Source organism: Mesorhizobium sp. WSM3873 (assembly GCF_001672445.1).
Lineage (GTDB): Bacteria > Pseudomonadota > Alphaproteobacteria > Rhizobiales > Rhizobiaceae > Mesorhizobium.
Genome location: NZ_LYTM01000014.1, coordinates 45775 through 61491, shown reverse-complemented (window position 1 = coordinate 61491; position 15717 = coordinate 45775). Strand labels below are relative to the sequence as shown.

Annotated in this window: 10 protein-coding genes and 8 pseudogenes; 7 read left to right on the top strand and 11 right to left on the bottom strand. The window is 61.0% G+C overall.

Going from position 1 to position 15717, the window contains the following annotated elements; translation table 11 throughout:
- Positions 1-46 precede the first annotated feature (46 nt).
- Positions 47-814, top strand: a pseudogene (locus tag A9K71_RS12485) (FAD-dependent monooxygenase); the annotation flags it as partial.
- Here the strand turns inward: A9K71_RS12485 and A9K71_RS31400 are convergent.
- The 4 genes and pseudogenes from A9K71_RS31400 to A9K71_RS12475 all read right to left on the bottom strand — a co-directional run.
- Positions 810-905, bottom strand: a pseudogene (locus A9K71_RS31400) (transposase); the annotation flags it as partial. The pseudogenes A9K71_RS12485 and A9K71_RS31400 overlap by 5 nt on opposite strands.
- 84 nt (positions 906-989) lie before the next feature.
- Positions 990-2162 carry an MFS transporter gene (locus tag A9K71_RS12480; protein WP_066995461.1) on the bottom strand — a complete coding sequence of 391 codons (1173 nt, stop codon included), beginning with the start codon at positions 2160-2162 and terminating at the stop codon, positions 990-992.
- 419 nt (positions 2163-2581) lie between these two features.
- Complete coding sequence (locus A9K71_RS32520) at positions 2582-2695, bottom strand: transposase (protein WP_245299603.1); 114 nt, start codon at positions 2693-2695, stop codon at positions 2582-2584.
- 397 nt (positions 2696-3092) lie between these two features.
- The gene (locus A9K71_RS12475; RefSeq protein ID WP_066995460.1) at positions 3093-3875 is read right to left on the bottom strand and encodes a sulfotransferase domain-containing protein; all 783 of its coding nucleotides are present in this window, start codon (positions 3873-3875) and stop codon (positions 3093-3095) included.
- A 575-nt stretch (positions 3876-4450) separates the two neighbouring features.
- On the opposite strand from A9K71_RS12475, the pseudogene A9K71_RS32515 reads away from it, so the two are divergent.
- Positions 4451-4677: pseudogene (locus A9K71_RS32515) on the top strand (LysR family transcriptional regulator); the annotation flags it as partial.
- Positions 4678-4769: 92 nt separating this feature from the next.
- Here A9K71_RS32515 and ubiM read toward each other — a convergent pair.
- From ubiM to A9K71_RS32510, 3 genes are all read right to left on the bottom strand, one after another.
- Positions 4770-5951, bottom strand: coding sequence for a 5-demethoxyubiquinol-8 5-hydroxylase UbiM (gene ubiM, locus A9K71_RS12470; RefSeq protein ID WP_066995459.1), 1182 nt, complete (start codon positions 5949-5951; stop codon positions 4770-4772).
- Between the two features lie 417 nt (positions 5952-6368).
- On the bottom strand, positions 6369-7343 hold the full coding sequence (locus A9K71_RS12465) for a hypothetical protein (protein ID WP_066995452.1): 975 nt from the start codon (positions 7341-7343) through the stop codon (positions 6369-6371).
- A 328-nt stretch (positions 7344-7671) separates the two neighbouring features.
- On the bottom strand, positions 7672-7881 hold the full coding sequence (locus tag A9K71_RS32510; protein ID WP_245299602.1) for a hypothetical protein: 210 nt from the start codon (positions 7879-7881) through the stop codon (positions 7672-7674).
- Between the two features lie 113 nt (positions 7882-7994).
- Between A9K71_RS32510 and A9K71_RS12455 the strand changes: the two genes are divergently transcribed.
- A complete protein-coding gene (locus A9K71_RS12455; protein ID WP_066995446.1) occupies positions 7995-8237 on the top strand; it encodes an aldehyde dehydrogenase family protein in 243 nt (80 codons plus the stop codon).
- Here the strand turns inward: A9K71_RS12455 and A9K71_RS32880 are convergent.
- Positions 8218-8352, bottom strand: a complete 135-nt coding sequence (locus tag A9K71_RS32880) for a hypothetical protein (protein ID WP_280940547.1) — start codon at positions 8350-8352, stop codon at positions 8218-8220. The genes A9K71_RS12455 and A9K71_RS32880 overlap by 20 nt on opposite strands.
- A gap of 55 nt (positions 8353-8407) precedes the next feature.
- Between A9K71_RS32880 and A9K71_RS12445 the strand changes: the two are divergent.
- Positions 8408-8917: pseudogene (locus A9K71_RS12445) on the top strand (transposase); the annotation flags it as partial.
- Positions 8918-9810: 893 nt separating this feature from the next.
- Positions 9811-10578, top strand: a complete 768-nt coding sequence (locus A9K71_RS12435; RefSeq protein ID WP_343221330.1) for a hypothetical protein — start codon at positions 9811-9813, stop codon at positions 10576-10578.
- On the opposite strand, the gene A9K71_RS12430 is transcribed toward A9K71_RS12435, so the two are convergent.
- Entirely contained in the window at positions 10553-11197 is a 645-nt protein-coding gene (locus tag A9K71_RS12430) for a sce7726 family protein (RefSeq protein ID WP_066995438.1), read from the bottom strand. The two genes, A9K71_RS12435 and A9K71_RS12430, sit on opposite strands and share 26 nt — an antisense overlap.
- Positions 11198-11573: 376 nt before the next feature.
- Positions 11574-11721: pseudogene (locus A9K71_RS32505) on the bottom strand (IS481 family transposase); the annotation flags it as partial.
- Positions 11722-11979: 258 nt separating this feature from the next.
- Between A9K71_RS32505 and A9K71_RS12425 the strand changes: the two are divergent.
- A pseudogene (locus A9K71_RS12425) lies at positions 11980-13208 on the top strand (IS110 family transposase).
- 95 nt (positions 13209-13303) lie between these two features.
- Here the strand turns inward: A9K71_RS12425 and A9K71_RS12420 are convergent.
- Positions 13304-14005: pseudogene (locus A9K71_RS12420) on the bottom strand (DDE-type integrase/transposase/recombinase); the annotation flags it as partial.
- A gap of 91 nt (positions 14006-14096) precedes the next feature.
- Between A9K71_RS12420 and A9K71_RS12415 the strand changes: the two are divergent.
- Positions 14097-15132: pseudogene (locus A9K71_RS12415) on the top strand (IS110 family transposase).
- Positions 15133-15717: the final 585 nt, after the last annotated feature.

Here is a 15717-nt window from a genome sequence, read left to right as displayed (position 1 = left end):
GCCAGCGGCGTCTCACGAAGAGAGCCGACGCGCTGGCTGCCCGTTGATGGCCAGCTGTGACGACAGCTTCGACATCATTGTCGTTGGCGCCGGGCCGGTCGGACTTTCCTTCGCCGCATCGCTTGCCCCCAGCGAGCTCAAACTGGCGGTTGTCGAAGGGCAATCCCTGGAAAGACTGGCAAGTCCGGCTTTCGACGGTCGCGAGATCGCGCTCACCCACGCCTCGATTGGCATCCTTCGCGAGCTCGGCGCTTGGAATGTTATCCGCGCTTCGGACAAGTCACCGCTTCAGGGCGCACGCGTCCTCAACGGATCGAGCCCTTTTGCGCTGTGTTTCGATTCCCCCGACGAATCCGCGGAACCACTGGGCGTTCTGGTCCCGAATTGCCGGATCCGCGATGCCCTTTTCAAGATCGTCCGCTTCCAGGGCCATGTCCGCCTGCTGTGCGGCCACTCGGTCGTGCGTGCAACAAACAGCCGCCAGGGAGCAGTTATAACGCTCTCCAATGGCAGGCAGCTGACCGCTCGGCTTCTCGTTGCCGCCGATTCGCGTTTGTCCGCCACCCGCAATCTCCTCGGCATCGGCGCCGATATCAATCGGCTCGGCAACTCGATGCTGATTTGCCGGGTGAGGCACGAGCAGCCCCACCATCAGATCGCGATTGAATGGTTCGATCATCATCAGACGATAGCGATGTTGCCCCTCGCGAAAGGCGTGTCGTCGCTGCTTTTGACTTTGCCCTCAAACGAGGCCGAAAGACTGCTTGCCCTTGATGATGAGTTGTTCCTGATGGAGCTGACGAAGCGCTGTCGTTCTGTTCGAGCAGGATTGCACCGACCAGGCGCACGATCGCATCGTCGCTCGGGAAGTTTCCGACGACCTCGGTGCGCCGCTTGATCTCGCGCATCTCGGAATGTTGTCGCATCGCCTTACCCTTCCTATTCAGCCCAGAATTTCGGTGGTCGCCGACTTACCATGCGCAGAGCGGCTATTCCGCTGGCCGCGTCTGCAGGACAGTACGGCGGTCGACTGACTGCAGCAGCACAGCGGCGGCGACGGCTAGCAGCGCGAGCGCCGCACCTACCAGCGGCAACTGGGCGTAGGACATGCCCCAGGAGATAGCGAGGCCACCGATCCAAGCGCCACCGGCATTGCCGACATTGAAGGCGCTCTGGATGAGCGTGGCGGCAAGGTTCGGGCCCTCGGCAGCCGCCGCGACGACGCGGATCTGCAGCGGCGGCACGACGATGAAGATCAGCATACCCCATAGGAAGACGATGGCGATAGCAACCATCGCTATCGCACCGAATTTGGCGAAGACGACGAACATCAAGGTCATGGCGAGCAGCGTGCCGATTACCGTGGGCATCAGCTTCCAGTCGGCCAGCCTGCCGCCGATGATGTTGCCGATGGTCATGCCGGCGCCGAAGAGCAGCAGGACCCAGGTGACGGTCGCCATCGACAGGCCGGAGACGTCGGTGAGATACGGTTTGATGTAGGTGAAAACAGCGAACAGGCTGGCGGAGGCGAGCGAGGCGATCAGCATCGCCAGCCAGACCTGTAGCTTGCCGAGCACGCGCAATTCGCCGAGCAGGCCGCCGCCGCTTGGCTCGGCGACATCCGAAGGCACCAGGCAGGCGATGGCCGCGACCGAGACCAGCCCGATGCCGACGACGGCAAGGAAGGTAGCGCGCCAGCCGAAGGCTTCGCCGAGCGCGGTGCCGGAGGGGACGCCGAGAATGTTGGAGAGCGTCAGCCCGGCGAACATCAGCGCGATCGCGCTCGCCCTTTTGTTGCGCGGCACAAGGCTCGCGGCGACGACTGAGCCGATGCCGAAGAAGGCGCCATGGCCGAAAGCGGTGAAGACGCGCGCCGCCATCAGCAGCCAGTAATTGGGCGCAAGCGCGCAGAACAGATTGCCGATGACAAAGAGCGTAGCGAGGCCCACAAGCACCGGCTTGCGCGGCAGGCGGGCCGTCGCCGCGGCGACGATCGGTGCGCCGATGACAACGCCCAGCGCGTAGCCGGTGACGAGCAGGCCGGCCGATGGAATTGAAACGCCGAGGTCGGCGGCCACCTCCGGCAGCAGTCCCATGATGACGAATTCGGTGGTGCCTATGCAGAAGGACGCAATGGCAAGCGCAAGGATCGGCAAAGGCATGGTGTCCAGACTCGCTCGGTAATGACTCGCGGACAACCAAGCATGTGCCGTTCCGAATAAAAGGTCATTCTGGAACAAGCAGATAGCCTAAACAGGTACGTCGCATGTCCGACATTGTCGCCCCGTCTATGTCATTTTCTGCACTGCTGGCCGGGAAGCCCATTGCGCGTTGAGGGAGTTTTACGGCTACCTTCTGAGCATCGGGTGTGAATGCTCCACCGGCTACAGCCGGTGGCTTCAGGTTACGGCTTAAAGCCGGATCGGTCCGCCGTCCGGGCGGACAGGGCGTGAACTCACGTCACGTTGAAATTGTTGTCAGGCTCGGGCGGTGTCTGGTTCTTGATGTACCCCACCCACATTTCGTCGGTCACATTGCCGCTTGTGGCAATCCAACAGCCCCTCGCCCACAGATGCTGGCCCTAGTAGCGTTTGCGCAATATCCCGAACTCGCTCAGCAGCTTGTGTGAACTGCGTCGCTTCAGGTGCTGCACCGCACGCGATACCGACAGGTTCGGCGGGACCGACACAAGCATGTGCACGTCGATCCGGCGTGAATGACCATTTCGTGCGCCCGCGCCGTCTCACGCAGCAACTCCCGGCATCGCAATACCAATGCGCATGTTCGTGCTGCATCCCGGTGTTGCCAGCTCAGGACGCCGTTCGAGCCCTTATTGCCATTCCGGCGCTGGCTCTCGCCGGCGGAATCTTGTTTCGCTCGGCCTGGAATGTCTTACGCCATGGCCGTATGAACATGGACGTGCCAATCGCGGGAAGCGGTGATGGTGGTGCCGGTGCCTTGCTGGTGTGTCGGTCTCTAGGTTTGGATGCCCATGCTTGCCCTTTATCGTCGAGTTGCTTTTTCGCCCTGAATTCAGCGCTGCGCTGTTGTTGGAAGGGCGAGCGAGCTCGTCGACGTCGGTATCCCGGAGCCTAAGGAAGGGCAGGCTGTCGCTTTCCGCTGTGGCGACTATTCAGGCGGTCACCAACCTCAAAGAATCGCGCGTAAGGTCCGCCTGCGAAGTGACGCCGCAACTCTCCGAAATTCTCAATCGTTTGGTCCAGGGGGCGCGCTTCCTGCCGCTTAAGGATAGGGGCACCAGAGAGCCGAGCCGCTGGAATCCCCAGGAAATCCCAAATTGTTGCCAAGCACGCAGAGGGTTCGCCAAGAAGGCTCTCGTACTCGACCACATGCAAGTCGGTGGACGCGAAGGAGCGCGCGACGAGATTGTGGAATTCATCGGCGGTCTTGAAATAAGCCTCGCAGCAGGCGACTGTCAGTTCGACGCTCGGATTCGCGTCGTTGCCCGAAGTGTACTTAAGCCATTGGCGGGTTTGCCTCGCCTGTGTCAGCGATCGCAGCGATTCCAATGTGTTTCTGCGAACTAGAAGGATGACCTTCAGGCATGGCCAACGAGCGAGCTCAGCAAAAAAGCCCGGACGCTCGCGAAACTGAGGTTCGTTGATCTTGCAACCAACGCGCGTCACCTTCTTGTTGGTTGCGTTGGGATAACGCAAGTAGGCAAGCTCGAGGAGCTCGCGATCGCTGCCTAGCAAGCGGTCCTTATCGAGCCAGTTAGTATCATAGGGGTTGAGCAACTCACCATTGCTCAGTACGCTCGGATGCTCGTTCAGCAGTTCTTCCAAGTAATGCGTACCCGCCCTCGGCATCGCAAGGATCACAAATGGGCTAGGCGAAGGCATTGGATGGGTCATGCAAGTGTTTCCGTTCTAAGGTTTGTTCGGCTGGGTTGACCTACGATGTCAGCCTGGATGAAACGGCGCAGCAACTCTATGTAAGCCTTCATGCTAAAATGGCTTTTCGAAAGAAATCGGCGAATTCGACATAGTCTGCAAGTCCCAGCTCATTTCACAGCATAGTCTCCCGGCGTACTTCGGAAAGCGCAGAATGACTTCCTCTTGCCGTTTCCTGAGGTACGCGTCACGCGATCCGATCTCAAACAGTCTGGAAAGCGTACGGCGCTTTGGCGGTGGTATGCCCCCAAGCGGCCCTTGGGGCTTGATTGCGTCAGCCAGATCGATGAGCTTGCGCAACGTCGAAGAACATGGCTGGAGTGAGCATGGCCTCGTTTGATGCTCGACGTATACTTCAGAAAACAGGGCAATGAACAGCCATACTTATATGTCCGAAGATGACTCTCGCGGCTCGCATTTTTCTATGCGGCACTCCATAAACGTCGTAAAATCAATTGTTCGAATACTTCACATCCACGCCGTGGATGAATCGACCCTGCGCTTCAAAGGCCTTAATGTGAATGCTCCACCGGCTAATGCGCGACTTTCTCCGCGATGAGGTATTTATCATCAGAGGCCGTGGACTTGTCCCAGCACGCCGCGCGGAAGGGCTCGGCCCCGCGGTCCGCGAGGCTCTGCTGCACATCCAGCTCTCTGTCATTCCCCTGAGATAACTAACCAATCGGCGCGTCGCTTCAGGATCGGCATTTCCGATTTCATGACGATCGTATTTTTTCAAGCGGTCGTGGAGCGTGTCGCACGGCCGACGCTTCCGCGCAGCCGCGACCGCTCACATCGAACCACACTCGCCAGCCTGCTAGGCCGGCGCGCGGACAATGCCACTGTGACTGGGGTTCACCGCCTCAGCATGGCCGCAATGCCATGACGGACAAAGGGAAGATGTTGTCCGAGGCGCAGCCCCACATGCCTTGCAAGCCGTGCCGCCGGATGCTCGCTTGAGTAGAGTCCGACGAGAATATTCGTAGCATGGTAGAGCGGCGCCGCCGACAGGCGCAGTCGGCTTTCATATCTGTGGAGCATGTCGGGATTGGCAATGTCTCGACGGTCGCGCCATGCTGTCTCAATACCACGGGCGAGCTGCTTCTGGCCGCCGAGGCCGATGTTGAAGCCATGCGCGGTTACCGGGTGCATGCCGATGGCAGCGTCGCCGATCAATGCGGCGCTCGGCGCCCGGAACCTATGCGCCCAGGTCGTGACCAACGGATAGACATGGCGTTGGCTTGCCAGGCTCATCTTGCCGAGGCGCCCTCGACAGCGCTTCGTCAGCTCCATCAGGAACAACTCGTCATCAAGGGCAAGCAGTCCTTCGGCCTCGTTTGAGGGCAAAGTCAAAAGCAGCGACGACACGCCTTTCGCGAGGGGCAACATCGCTATCGTCTGATGATGATCGAACCATTCAATCGCGATCTGATGGTGGGGCCGCTCGTGCCTCACCCGGCAAATCAGCATCGAGTTGCCAAGCCGATTGATATCGGCGCCGATGCCGAGGAGATTGCGGGTGGCGGACAAACGCGAATCGGCGGCAACGAGAAGCCGAGCGGTCAGCTGCCTGCCATTGGAGAGCGTTATAACTGCTCCCTGGCGGCTGTTTGTTGCACGCACGACCGAGTGGCCGCACAGCAGGCGGACATGGCCCTGCAAGCGGACGATCTTGAAAAGGGCATCGCGGATCCGGCAATTCGGGACCAGAACGCCCAGTGGTTCCGCGGATTCGTCGGGGGAATCGAAACACAGCGCAAAAGGGCTCGATCCGTTGAGGACGCGTGCGCCCTGAAGCGGTGACTTGTCCGAAGCGCGGATAACATCCCAGGCGCCGAGCTCGCGAAGGATGCCAATCGAGGCGTGGGTGAGCGCGATCTCGCGACCGTCGAAAGCCGGACTTGCCAGTCTTTCCAGGGACTGCCCTTCGACAACCGCCAGTTTGAGCTCGCTGGGGGCAAGCGATGCGGCGAAGGAAAGTCCGACCGGCCCGGCGCCAACGACAATGATGTCGAAGCTGTCGTCACAGCCGGCCATCAACGGGCAGCCAGCGCGTCGGCTCTCTTCGTGAGACGCTGCTGGCGTCGAGCCGCATGTCGTGCATCGAGCGCGCTACGATCCATGGCCCGCCGCGTCGCCTCAAGCGCGTTTCTCACGTCGGTTCCTGGCTGGTGAAGCGTCATTTGCCTGCCGTATGGTCCGGATTTTCCAGATGATGGGAGCGACGACCAGGCTGCCGGTCAGCACATGCGTTTTTCCACTGAAGAACTGGCCGATTAAACCACGACGATAAGGACATGGCCTTGATCTGGGTCAGTCGAGGCCAACCGGCGTCGGATGACCTCGATCCAGTCATGTGTCAGCTGACCCCATGACGAGGCCATGGCACCAGCTTGCCCAAGGGAGAACCAGGCGTGTGACCTGGGGAAGGCTGTTTTCAGGACTTTTGCGAGATCAGCGAATAACAGGCTCGCCATGGAAGCGCCGGCGCGAGGGCGGCGACACGCCGAAGCCGACTTCCATCATCAGCCGTGGCGTGCGCGAAGGCACGGTGCCCATATGGAAGCCAAACGGATCCTCGACAAAGCCGAGGCCGGCTTGGCCGGTCAGCGTGACGGGGCTGTCATCGCCATAGACGTTCAGAACCTCTTGCGCCGGATGGCCGACGAGCAGCGTCAGTTGATGCTTGAGGATGCGCCGCATGTGGCTGCCCCGGACATAGACATGCGGGCCGGTGCCCTCGTCGACCGGCGTCAGATAGAAGAAGAATTTCAGCATCCGCCAGTCATCGAGATCGAAATGATACTTCCCGAGCGAGGCACGGTTCTTGTCGGCGTCGGAAGCCTGGTCGGTGGGAAAGCTCCACCACACGCGTGTGGTGATCAGTTTCGCCTGAGCGCCCAGATAATGCGCGGCGATGTCGAGCAGCAGCGGGTCGTTCTGGATGGCGACCGCTGCCTTGCAGTCGAGGATGCGCTCGAAATAGTGGCCGCTGAGCAGGGAGCGGCCGAAACGCTTCTCGGCCTCGGCATGGTCCTCAGGCATGAATTCGAGACGGCGATCGAAATTGCCGAAACAATGCGTGCACCGGGCGAAGGCGGCGATCTCCTCATGGATGAAAGTCGGCAGGAGGAGCCCGCAAAACAGCCCGTCCGACCGCAGCGCCTCGACAACGTCCTGGCGATTGACGCCGGCAAACATCGTGTCGTGGACTTTTTGCGACATGCGAACCGGCTTTGCCCCACGCCAGTGCATCCTGCGGACCGACATGGTGCGGGCGAGCACGAACATCGGCAGCCATGCCGGGTTCTCGCGAATGTCCGACAGATAGGTCGGAATGCGCGCGGCGATGCGGCGCAGTACGCTGCCGTTTCGCGCGATGGCCTCGAGACTGGCGGCGCCGGATTTGTCAGGGCTCGAAAGGGTCATGAAGGTCCTCAGCTATGAATGCGATATCGACGAAGCATCGGTTCTCACTGCCTCGCCGCTGGTGTCCAAGCCCGATTCCCGCAGCGGAAGACCGTTAGCCGCGCGTCGGATTTTGTGCAACGCACAATAGGCTTGCGCAGGCCAAGGCTGTTCGGATCCCTGTTTTTCACATCTGACAAGATTCCAGCGGCAGGCAATAGGGGCGGCGGCACTCGAAAGAGCCGCCGCCCGGGTTGGCACCTATTGGCGGACGAACAGCGGCTGGACCCTGGCCCATTGATCGGCGGTGCGGAGCCGCCGCGATCGGTGTAGCTTTCGACCGGAAACTTCATCCAGTTGGCGGCCCCGCCTCGACTTGTCTGCGGCCGTTCTCGCTCGACAGGAAGTCGCGGATGATCTTCTTTTGCGTCTTGACCTTCTCGGCGACATTTCCGTCGGCGACATGCTTGCCGGCGAGATCGGCCAGCATTGCATTGGCGATCTCCTTGTCGCGCAGCAGGTCGAAGAGGGCGTCGTCCGGTTGCCAGAAAGCAGCCATGTCAACACGCAGATAGTTGCCGAGCGGCACAATGACGGCGCTGCCCGCCTGGAAGCCGAAGGGCCCTCGCCTCTATGGCGAGACGATCTCCCCCGCCCTCGACCGACCGGCGGATGCTGGTAGCCGATCGGCGTTGCTGGCACGATCACCCGTGGAATTTTCTCGTCTTCAATGGTCGCGCGCAAGATCTCGCCGGCGCTGGCATCGGGCTGCGCGTCATCGTCAAGCCTGCGGAACAGACGCGGCTTGTTGCAGGGGCAATGGTTGCGTTCGCGGCGGAGGCCGGCTTTCCCGAAGGCATCGTCAATCTGATCTGTGCTTGCATTGGCGATGCCGTCAGCTGCAGGTTCCAATGAACTTGGTCCACAGGCGCTTGAACCAGGCGAGGATGGCCCTGAGCTTCTTCGGCTGGGCGCCGCGCTTGAGAAGGCGGTCATAGGCGCGGCCGGCTTCGATCTGCTCGCGACACATCTTGCCCGCCCAATGGATTCGGCCACGTTTGATGATGTAGTGTGAGCCACAAGAGCAGGCGCAGGTCGGCCGCGAACTCGACAGGCTCGAACTGCTGCTGGAGCAGATCAAGGCGGTCGAGGCCGCGCGCGATGCCATGCTTGCTGGCGTGCCGGTCGTCTCGCCAGCACCGGCGATGCTGCTCGATCTGAAGGGCATCGGGCCGGAGTTTGCCGCCGTCTTGTGGTCGGAGGGGCTGTCGCGTCACTTCGACACCGACGACAGGTTGCCGCCTATGCGGGCCTCGCGCCGACACCCTGGCAGAGCGGCTCGGTCGATCACGACCAGGGGGTATCGAAAGCCGGCAATCCAAGGCTGCGAACGACGCTGATCCAGACGGCCTGGCTGTGGGTGCGCCATCAACCGCGATCAGCGCTCACCTTGTGGTTCCAGGACCGAGTCAAGCAGAACGGCGGCCGTCTCGCGAAGACGACGATCGTCGCGCTCGCCCGCAAGCTGCTCGTCTCTGTGGAAATACGTCAATGCGGGCGTGGTCATCGAGGGGGCGATCGTGAAGACTGCCTGATGCGTTACTCATCAAACTGAATTCCATAATCTTCCAGGACCCGATCAGTCCTGGCGGATCCAGGTGGGACGAACCGAACAAGAGTCTGGCTTGAAATGCCCGCGCTTCAGAATGGTCTCGTCCTGCTGAGCCCTTGTCCGCCGCAAGCGGGATGTTGGTGCCGCTGTCTCAAACAGCGACCGTATATAAGTTGGATCTGGCTTGGCAACGAGCCGCGTCTTGCAATCGGGCTCAGACCATGGATGCCGCAACAACCGACGGAAAGCAAAAATGTCACCCTGACGACAGTTCCGTATTGACGCTCCTCATATAAGCTCTTGTCGTTGTTTGTCAGCGGTTTTCGAACGTCGTCGACAGACTTTTGGATAACAAGTTAAGGTCCGAGAGTTTGCAATCGTATCCCGCTCATACACTGCCCTTGGAAGCGCATGCCTATTGCGAGACAACAAAGGCTTGGTTCTGGAAGAGTTTCTGCTATTGATCAGAGTCACGGCGCGACTCACGGGGCTATTGCAAGGCATGTTGTCAAAGCATTACTTTCCATCCTTCAGTACGAGGCCATTCGAATTCAAGGCATACGCTCACTGCACGGAGACGATAAAGGATTCGATCATCCGGATAGTGACGTTGACGCGCCAGACCCGGGCCGACTCGTTTTCAGACTCGATCGAACTCGTGTCCGATGCGTCGCAGGGCCGTCCTGTGATCGTCGACTTCGACAAGACTCCGCGCCCCCTTACTACCGAGGCAGAAGCAGCGGACAAAAGGCGCCAGAAGGCTGAAAACGCGGTACGCCGTCGCGCGACCGATCCGAAAAGGAACTTGCTCACTATGCCGAGTTGCGACGTGAGACCGAACAGTTCAACGCGCACCTGAGCGGCTTGAAGGATCCGGTGACCGGGTCTGTCTCATGGATACGCATGGCAAGTGCGCATGCAGGGATGGTGCCGGTTGTGCGTCTAGTCTCGGCAGAGGCTGTCACGGCTCAGATTGAGGCAGCAAATGCCAGCGGCATCGCCGTGGCGTTCCGGGTCGACCCCGAAGATCAGCTACAGGTCGGGCTGGCTGGCCGCGGCCTTTCGGCGCTTCGGCAACCCGGCAGCGCGTTCCTAATCTTGGATGCCGGCGCTGTCCGAAACCGTGTCTCGTCAGCAAGCGCCGCTACGGAATCTGCACTTCGCTCCCTCAGGAATGCATCTGGCGAGTCCTTCCAGCATGTCCGAAAGGCGCTCGTCAGCGGGAGTTTTCCATCGTCGTCGCTGCGTGATCTGCCCCGGCTTCTTCCGATGGAGGAGCGACTGTCTATGAACGCGTCTCAGGCTCATGGGCAAGTCGAGTACGGTGATCATGCGTCGCTGCCGAAGAGATCGGCCAGAAGCGGCAGCAACGGCTGGTTCCCCCATGTCGACCTCACCCTCGACGGCCATTGGCGCATCGAACTGGAGGAACGGAACTCCGACCGAACTGGGTACGGGCGATGCGCACTAGCAACGGTCGCGTCTGGCGAATGGAAAAGCAGGACTGAGTGCTGGGGCACATCTGTCGTCAAGAAGGTTGCGGATGGATCGACGACCGTCGACGGCGTGAAATTCGTTGTCCCTGCAGCGTGGCTCTCGGTCAGGGCAAACCAACATATCAGCCGCTTCGCCCGCGACAGATGACAGCATTCTTGCCGAAGGCTCCGGTCTGATACCTGGAACAGAGCTCCGCCCTTCGCTTCAGAAGACGGCGTACTCCGGCCGCAAGGTCCTTCTGACCCAGCGCCGCGGTCGCCCGGTCTGCCAAGTCGTCATAGCAGGCGGTCCGGAAGCCCTTATCCAAGCCGAATCCTTCAAGCAGCGTCACCAGCTCGTCGCGCTCAAGCAAACGTGCCAGAGCCTCGCTTTGCTGATCCTTGTTCAATCGGCCGCGTCTTACGGTTCTCAAAATGGTGTGCCCTCCCGAAGAAACCGTGGCGCTGACCAAGGACCACCAGTCAGGCACTCTCGCCGTCGCCTCTGAAAGGTGGCGCTCCCCGGCGACCAATGTCATCCTGTCAGCGGCCGCGCCGAAAAAACCGATTTGCCTTTCCAGCCGAGAGAGCGTGTCGAGATCGCTCTTGATCTCGATGCCCTCGATCCTGCCGTTAATGACTGCAAGGTCGAGCCGCCCGGATCCCCGGGCTGTCTTCAGTTCCTCCACCACAACGGCGTCGGCGCCAGCATGCCTTGAAACCAGCGCCGCCTTCATTGCGTCGCGGATCATGCGGTCGTTGGTTGGGATTCGGCGATCGTTCTTCATGGGCACACAAAAGATGATTGCCCGAGACTCGGCAGATATCAAATCCAGAATCCCGGTGACGATCGAAGATGCCGTGGCCGGGTTAAGAAATCAGCCGCGGCGGGTCAGATGCCCCTGCCATATAGGCAGGAGCGGCAAAGATCGAGACACGGCGTCGCTGGAGCCGGCGGGCCAAAGCCCTCGCCTGGATGATGTCTGCAAAACGAGCACCTGATCGTCGAGCCCGCGCTCGACCGGATCTCGATACACGAATTGATTGAAGGGCGGCAGCGCTCCCCGGGATTGGGGTGCACGCCAGCAACCGCGGCATCCTCGAATGCCACGTTGGACTCAGTATTTTTTGGGGAGAAGCCGCCCGAAAAGCGGCCCTGCATTGCTAGATGTTTAGTCCCGGCATTTGCTGGAGCGGATTTAGCCTGAAGCGTTCGGGTTGAGTGGCTGCGAAGCTGGTCGTGGCTCTCGTAGTAAAAGCGCTTGACGGTGGCGTCCTTGATGGTGCGGTTCATCCTTTCGACCTGACCGTTATCCGGTATGTGATCCGTGGTGCCTGCATGTCCCGCTGTTCTTGTTTTGGAACGGCCTTATGGTGAGCCCATCCGGGACGTGGGGCACCGGGAGCACGAAGGTGCAGGCAGGCCGTCAATAGACCGTGGGCTGAGAGCCCGAGCTCGTTACATGGCCGCCCCTCGCGACTTTCCCGGATGCGCTGCGAGCGCGGATCAGTAGATGTCGTGTTGCCCGCCAGCTCCCGTCTTTGACCGAGCCAAGAAGGAGGAACGGGCATGCGCATCATCGGACTGGATATCCACCGCGCCTTCGCCGAGGCGGTAGCTTGGGAGGACGGCAGGCTCAGGCGGCTGGGTCGTGTCGTCATGCGGCGCGATCTGCTGGATACCTTCGCAAGAAAGCTGTCGTTGGATGATGTCGTGGTGATCGAGGCGACGGGTAACGCATCCTCGGCCGCCGCGGTTGTCGCGCCGCATGTGAAGAAAGTGGTGATCGCAAACCCCAAGCAGGTGCGCATCATCGCCTATGCCAAGATCAAGACGGATACGATCGATGCCAGCGTTCTGGCGCAGCTCTATGCCAGCGGTTTCCTGCCGGAAGTCTGGATTCCGGATGAGCCGACGCAGGCTCTGCGTCGACAGGTGACACGGCGCAATCAGATTGTCCGACAGAGATCTCGATTGAAGAACGTCATCCAGTCAATCCTTCATAGCCACCTGATACCGTCCTGCCCGCATGCCGACCTGTGCGGCACTAAGGGCCGTCATGGTTGAGCGAGCAGGTCGTACCGCAGGACGAGCGCCTCGCGATCGATCGGCATCTGCGCGAGTTCGACCGGTTGGGCGAAGACCTCCAGGTCATCGAACGCGATCTTGCCCGCTCGGCTCTCGCGGATGAAGGCGTGAAGCGGCTGATGACCATTCCCGGCGTCGACATGACCGTCGCGCTGGCGATGAAGGCGGCGATCGGCGACGTGTCGCGCTTCGACGATCCGCAGAAGCTCGTGAGCTATCTCGGGTTGAACCCAAGCGTCCGACAGTCCGGGCCAGGTCCGGCCTACCATGGGCGGATCACCAAGCAGGGCCGTGGTCATGCGCGCGGCATGCTCGTCGAGGCGGCCTGGGCGGCCGCTCGTGCTCCCGGACCGTTGCGAGCCTTCTTCCTGCGCGTGCGAGCCCGGCGCGGACAGCATATCGCGGCCGTGGCGACCGCACGCAAACTCGCTGTCGTGATCTGGCATCTGTTGATGAAGGGCGAGAGTTACGCGTGGGCTCGACCCTCCCTGCATGCCAAGAAGCTGCGCGATGTGGAACTCAAGGCCGGGAGCAAGGCTGTGCGCGGCCAAAAGGGGGCCGCGCACGCCTACAACATCAAGAGCCACCGGGAAGAAGAGCGCCGCTGGGTGGAGCAGGCCGAGGGCGCCTATGCACGCTTCGTCGCCGGTTGGAACCCGCGAGGCCCGAGAAAGGCGCGCACGGATGCCGCAAACGAGGTGCGACGATAGAAGCTGCGCGGCAGGGCTCTCACCTCGGACCCTGCTCTTCGCCACGCGGTCGTCCGTGCGCGACAGGAGAATAGCGCAGATTTATCAAAAAGGCTCTTGTCGATCACATCAGTGGTCCACGGGTGCCTGGCCTTGGTGGTCCGGTGTTCGATCTCGTTTGTGGCGCAGGCATATTCGAAAGCATGCGCCCGGAAGCGCTCGCCATTTGCGATGGCCTCCTTGATGAGGGGAACGGCCGACCCTCCTGCACCAGGCGTGGTGAACTGGATGCCATTGTCGGTGAGCACGGTATGGATCTTGTAGGGGACGGCCGCGATCAGGCGCAGCAGGAAGTCTCTGGAGACGGCGGTGGTGGCCTTCTCGTGCAGCTCGACGAAGGCGAACTTCGAGGTGCGGTCGATAGCGACGAACATATGCAGCTTGCCCTGTTCGGTTCGCACCTCGGCAACGTCGATGTGGAAGTAGCCGATCGGGTAGCTCCTGAACTTCCTCTTCGCCGGCCTGTCGCCCTCGACATCGGGCAGACGGCCAATGCCATGGCGTTGCAGGCAGCGGTGCAATGAAGATCGCGTCAGGTGCGGAATCGTCGGCTGCAACGCATAGAGGCAATCGTCGAGCGGCAGTAGCGTGTAGCGCCGGAAGGCGACGATGACCGCCTCCTCCTCGACGGAAAGAACCGTCGACCGCGGCTCTTTTGGCCCCGTCCGCAGGTCGGCTGTTGAGGTTCGCTCCCGCCACTTCGCGACCGTCTTCTGGTTGATCCCATAGCGCTTGGCCAGGGCTCTCAGGCTCTCTTGATGGGGTGGACGGCGTCCGCAACGGCATTATCCTCGTGAGAGGCGTGCCAAGATGGCTGCTGTCGAGCACTCATCTGAAGGAGCACCGTCCATGGAAAAGACTACCATCGAACTCAATGCTGTAGCCACCATCGGCCTCGATCTGGCCAAGCATGTCTTCCAGGTCCACGCTGTCGACGCTGCCGGCCGTGTCGTCATGTCTCGTGCGCTACGGCGCAAAGATGTGCTGGCATTCTTCGAGCGTCTGCCGTCGTGCCTGATCGGCATGGAAGCATGCGGCTCGGCCCATCATTGGGCTCGCGAACTGGCAAAGTTTGGCCATGATGTGCGGCTGATGCCGCCAGCGTACGTGAAGGCCTATGTCCGTCGCCAGAAGAATGACGCCGCTGATGCAGCGGCCATCTGCGAGGCGGTGACGCGGCCCTCCATGCGCTTTGTACCGGTACGATCGGTCGAGAACCAGGCTGCGCTCATGCGCCATAAGGTGCGCGAACTTTTGGTGGCGCAACGCACGCAACTGCTCAATGCCCTGCGCAGCCATCTGGCTGAGATCGGGCTCATCGCCGCGCAGGGACCGAACAATGCCCGTGCTCTGGCGGTTCTCATCATGGAAGGCAACGACATGATCCCGGCGATCGTACGCCCGGCGCTGTTGCCTATCGTGCGTCGGCTGAATGAACTCGATCATGAGATCGGACAAAGCGATCAGGCCATTCTGGCTCTCGCCAGAGCCGATAACACCGCGCGCCGTCTAATGACGATTCCCGGCATCGGTCCCGTCACCGCCTCTGCGCTTGCCGCAAGTATCCATGATATCTCCGCGTTGCCCGCGGGAGTTTGCGGCCTTCCTCGGGCTAACGCCCCGGCAAAGTTCATCAGGCGGCAAGGAGCGGCTGGGGCGCGTTTCCAAGATGGGAAACCGATATCTGCGCAAGCTGCTCGTTGTCGGCGCTCACGCGGTCCTCTTCCATCGCAAACGCTGCAGCGACGCGTTGAGAAGCTGGGCCGATCGCCTGATGGAGACCAAGCCGTTCAAGCTTGTCGCCGTGGCGACCGCCAACAAGCTTGCCCGCATCGCCTTCGCGCTCATGCGTGATGACGCACGCTATGCCGAAACACCGGAGTAACAGCAGAAGCGGCTGAGGCCGTGAGCCGGAATCGAGGGTGACAATGACGTGATGGGAACAGACGAGGACACATCCCCAAGCCTGCAGCATAGTCGGAGCTTCGAGCTCGTTCTCTTGATCAGGCCAAAGAATCAGCGGACACCATCAGGGCCAGCGGTCACAGTACCGCAACAACAGGCCGGAGACATGACCGCACCCGCGACCGTCCCATCGCCGAAAAAACAACCCTTGATCAGCGGGCGCCGTCCAGACATGACTATGTTGTATCGCTCGACGGACCGCCTCTGTCGTCGTGGCGCTGCCATGGAGAACCTGGCCCATAGTGCCTCCTTCGATTCGGAGGACAAGGATGCCCCATCAAAGCCTGGCATCAAACATCTAGGAGAGCGTGCCCGGGTCGACAGGCAGCTCGGACCAGTCGAAGACCTCGCCCGCCTTCTGGTAGCGGTCGCGCTCGCGGAGATAAAGCACTTCCCAGCGCTAGCCGGTCCGCCGGCGGAAGCGAGCCAAGGCGCTGAGGGAAGCGTACTCCAAGATTTGGTTCCTTTCTTTGCACGATAAATGACGTCGCTCACCGGATGGCGA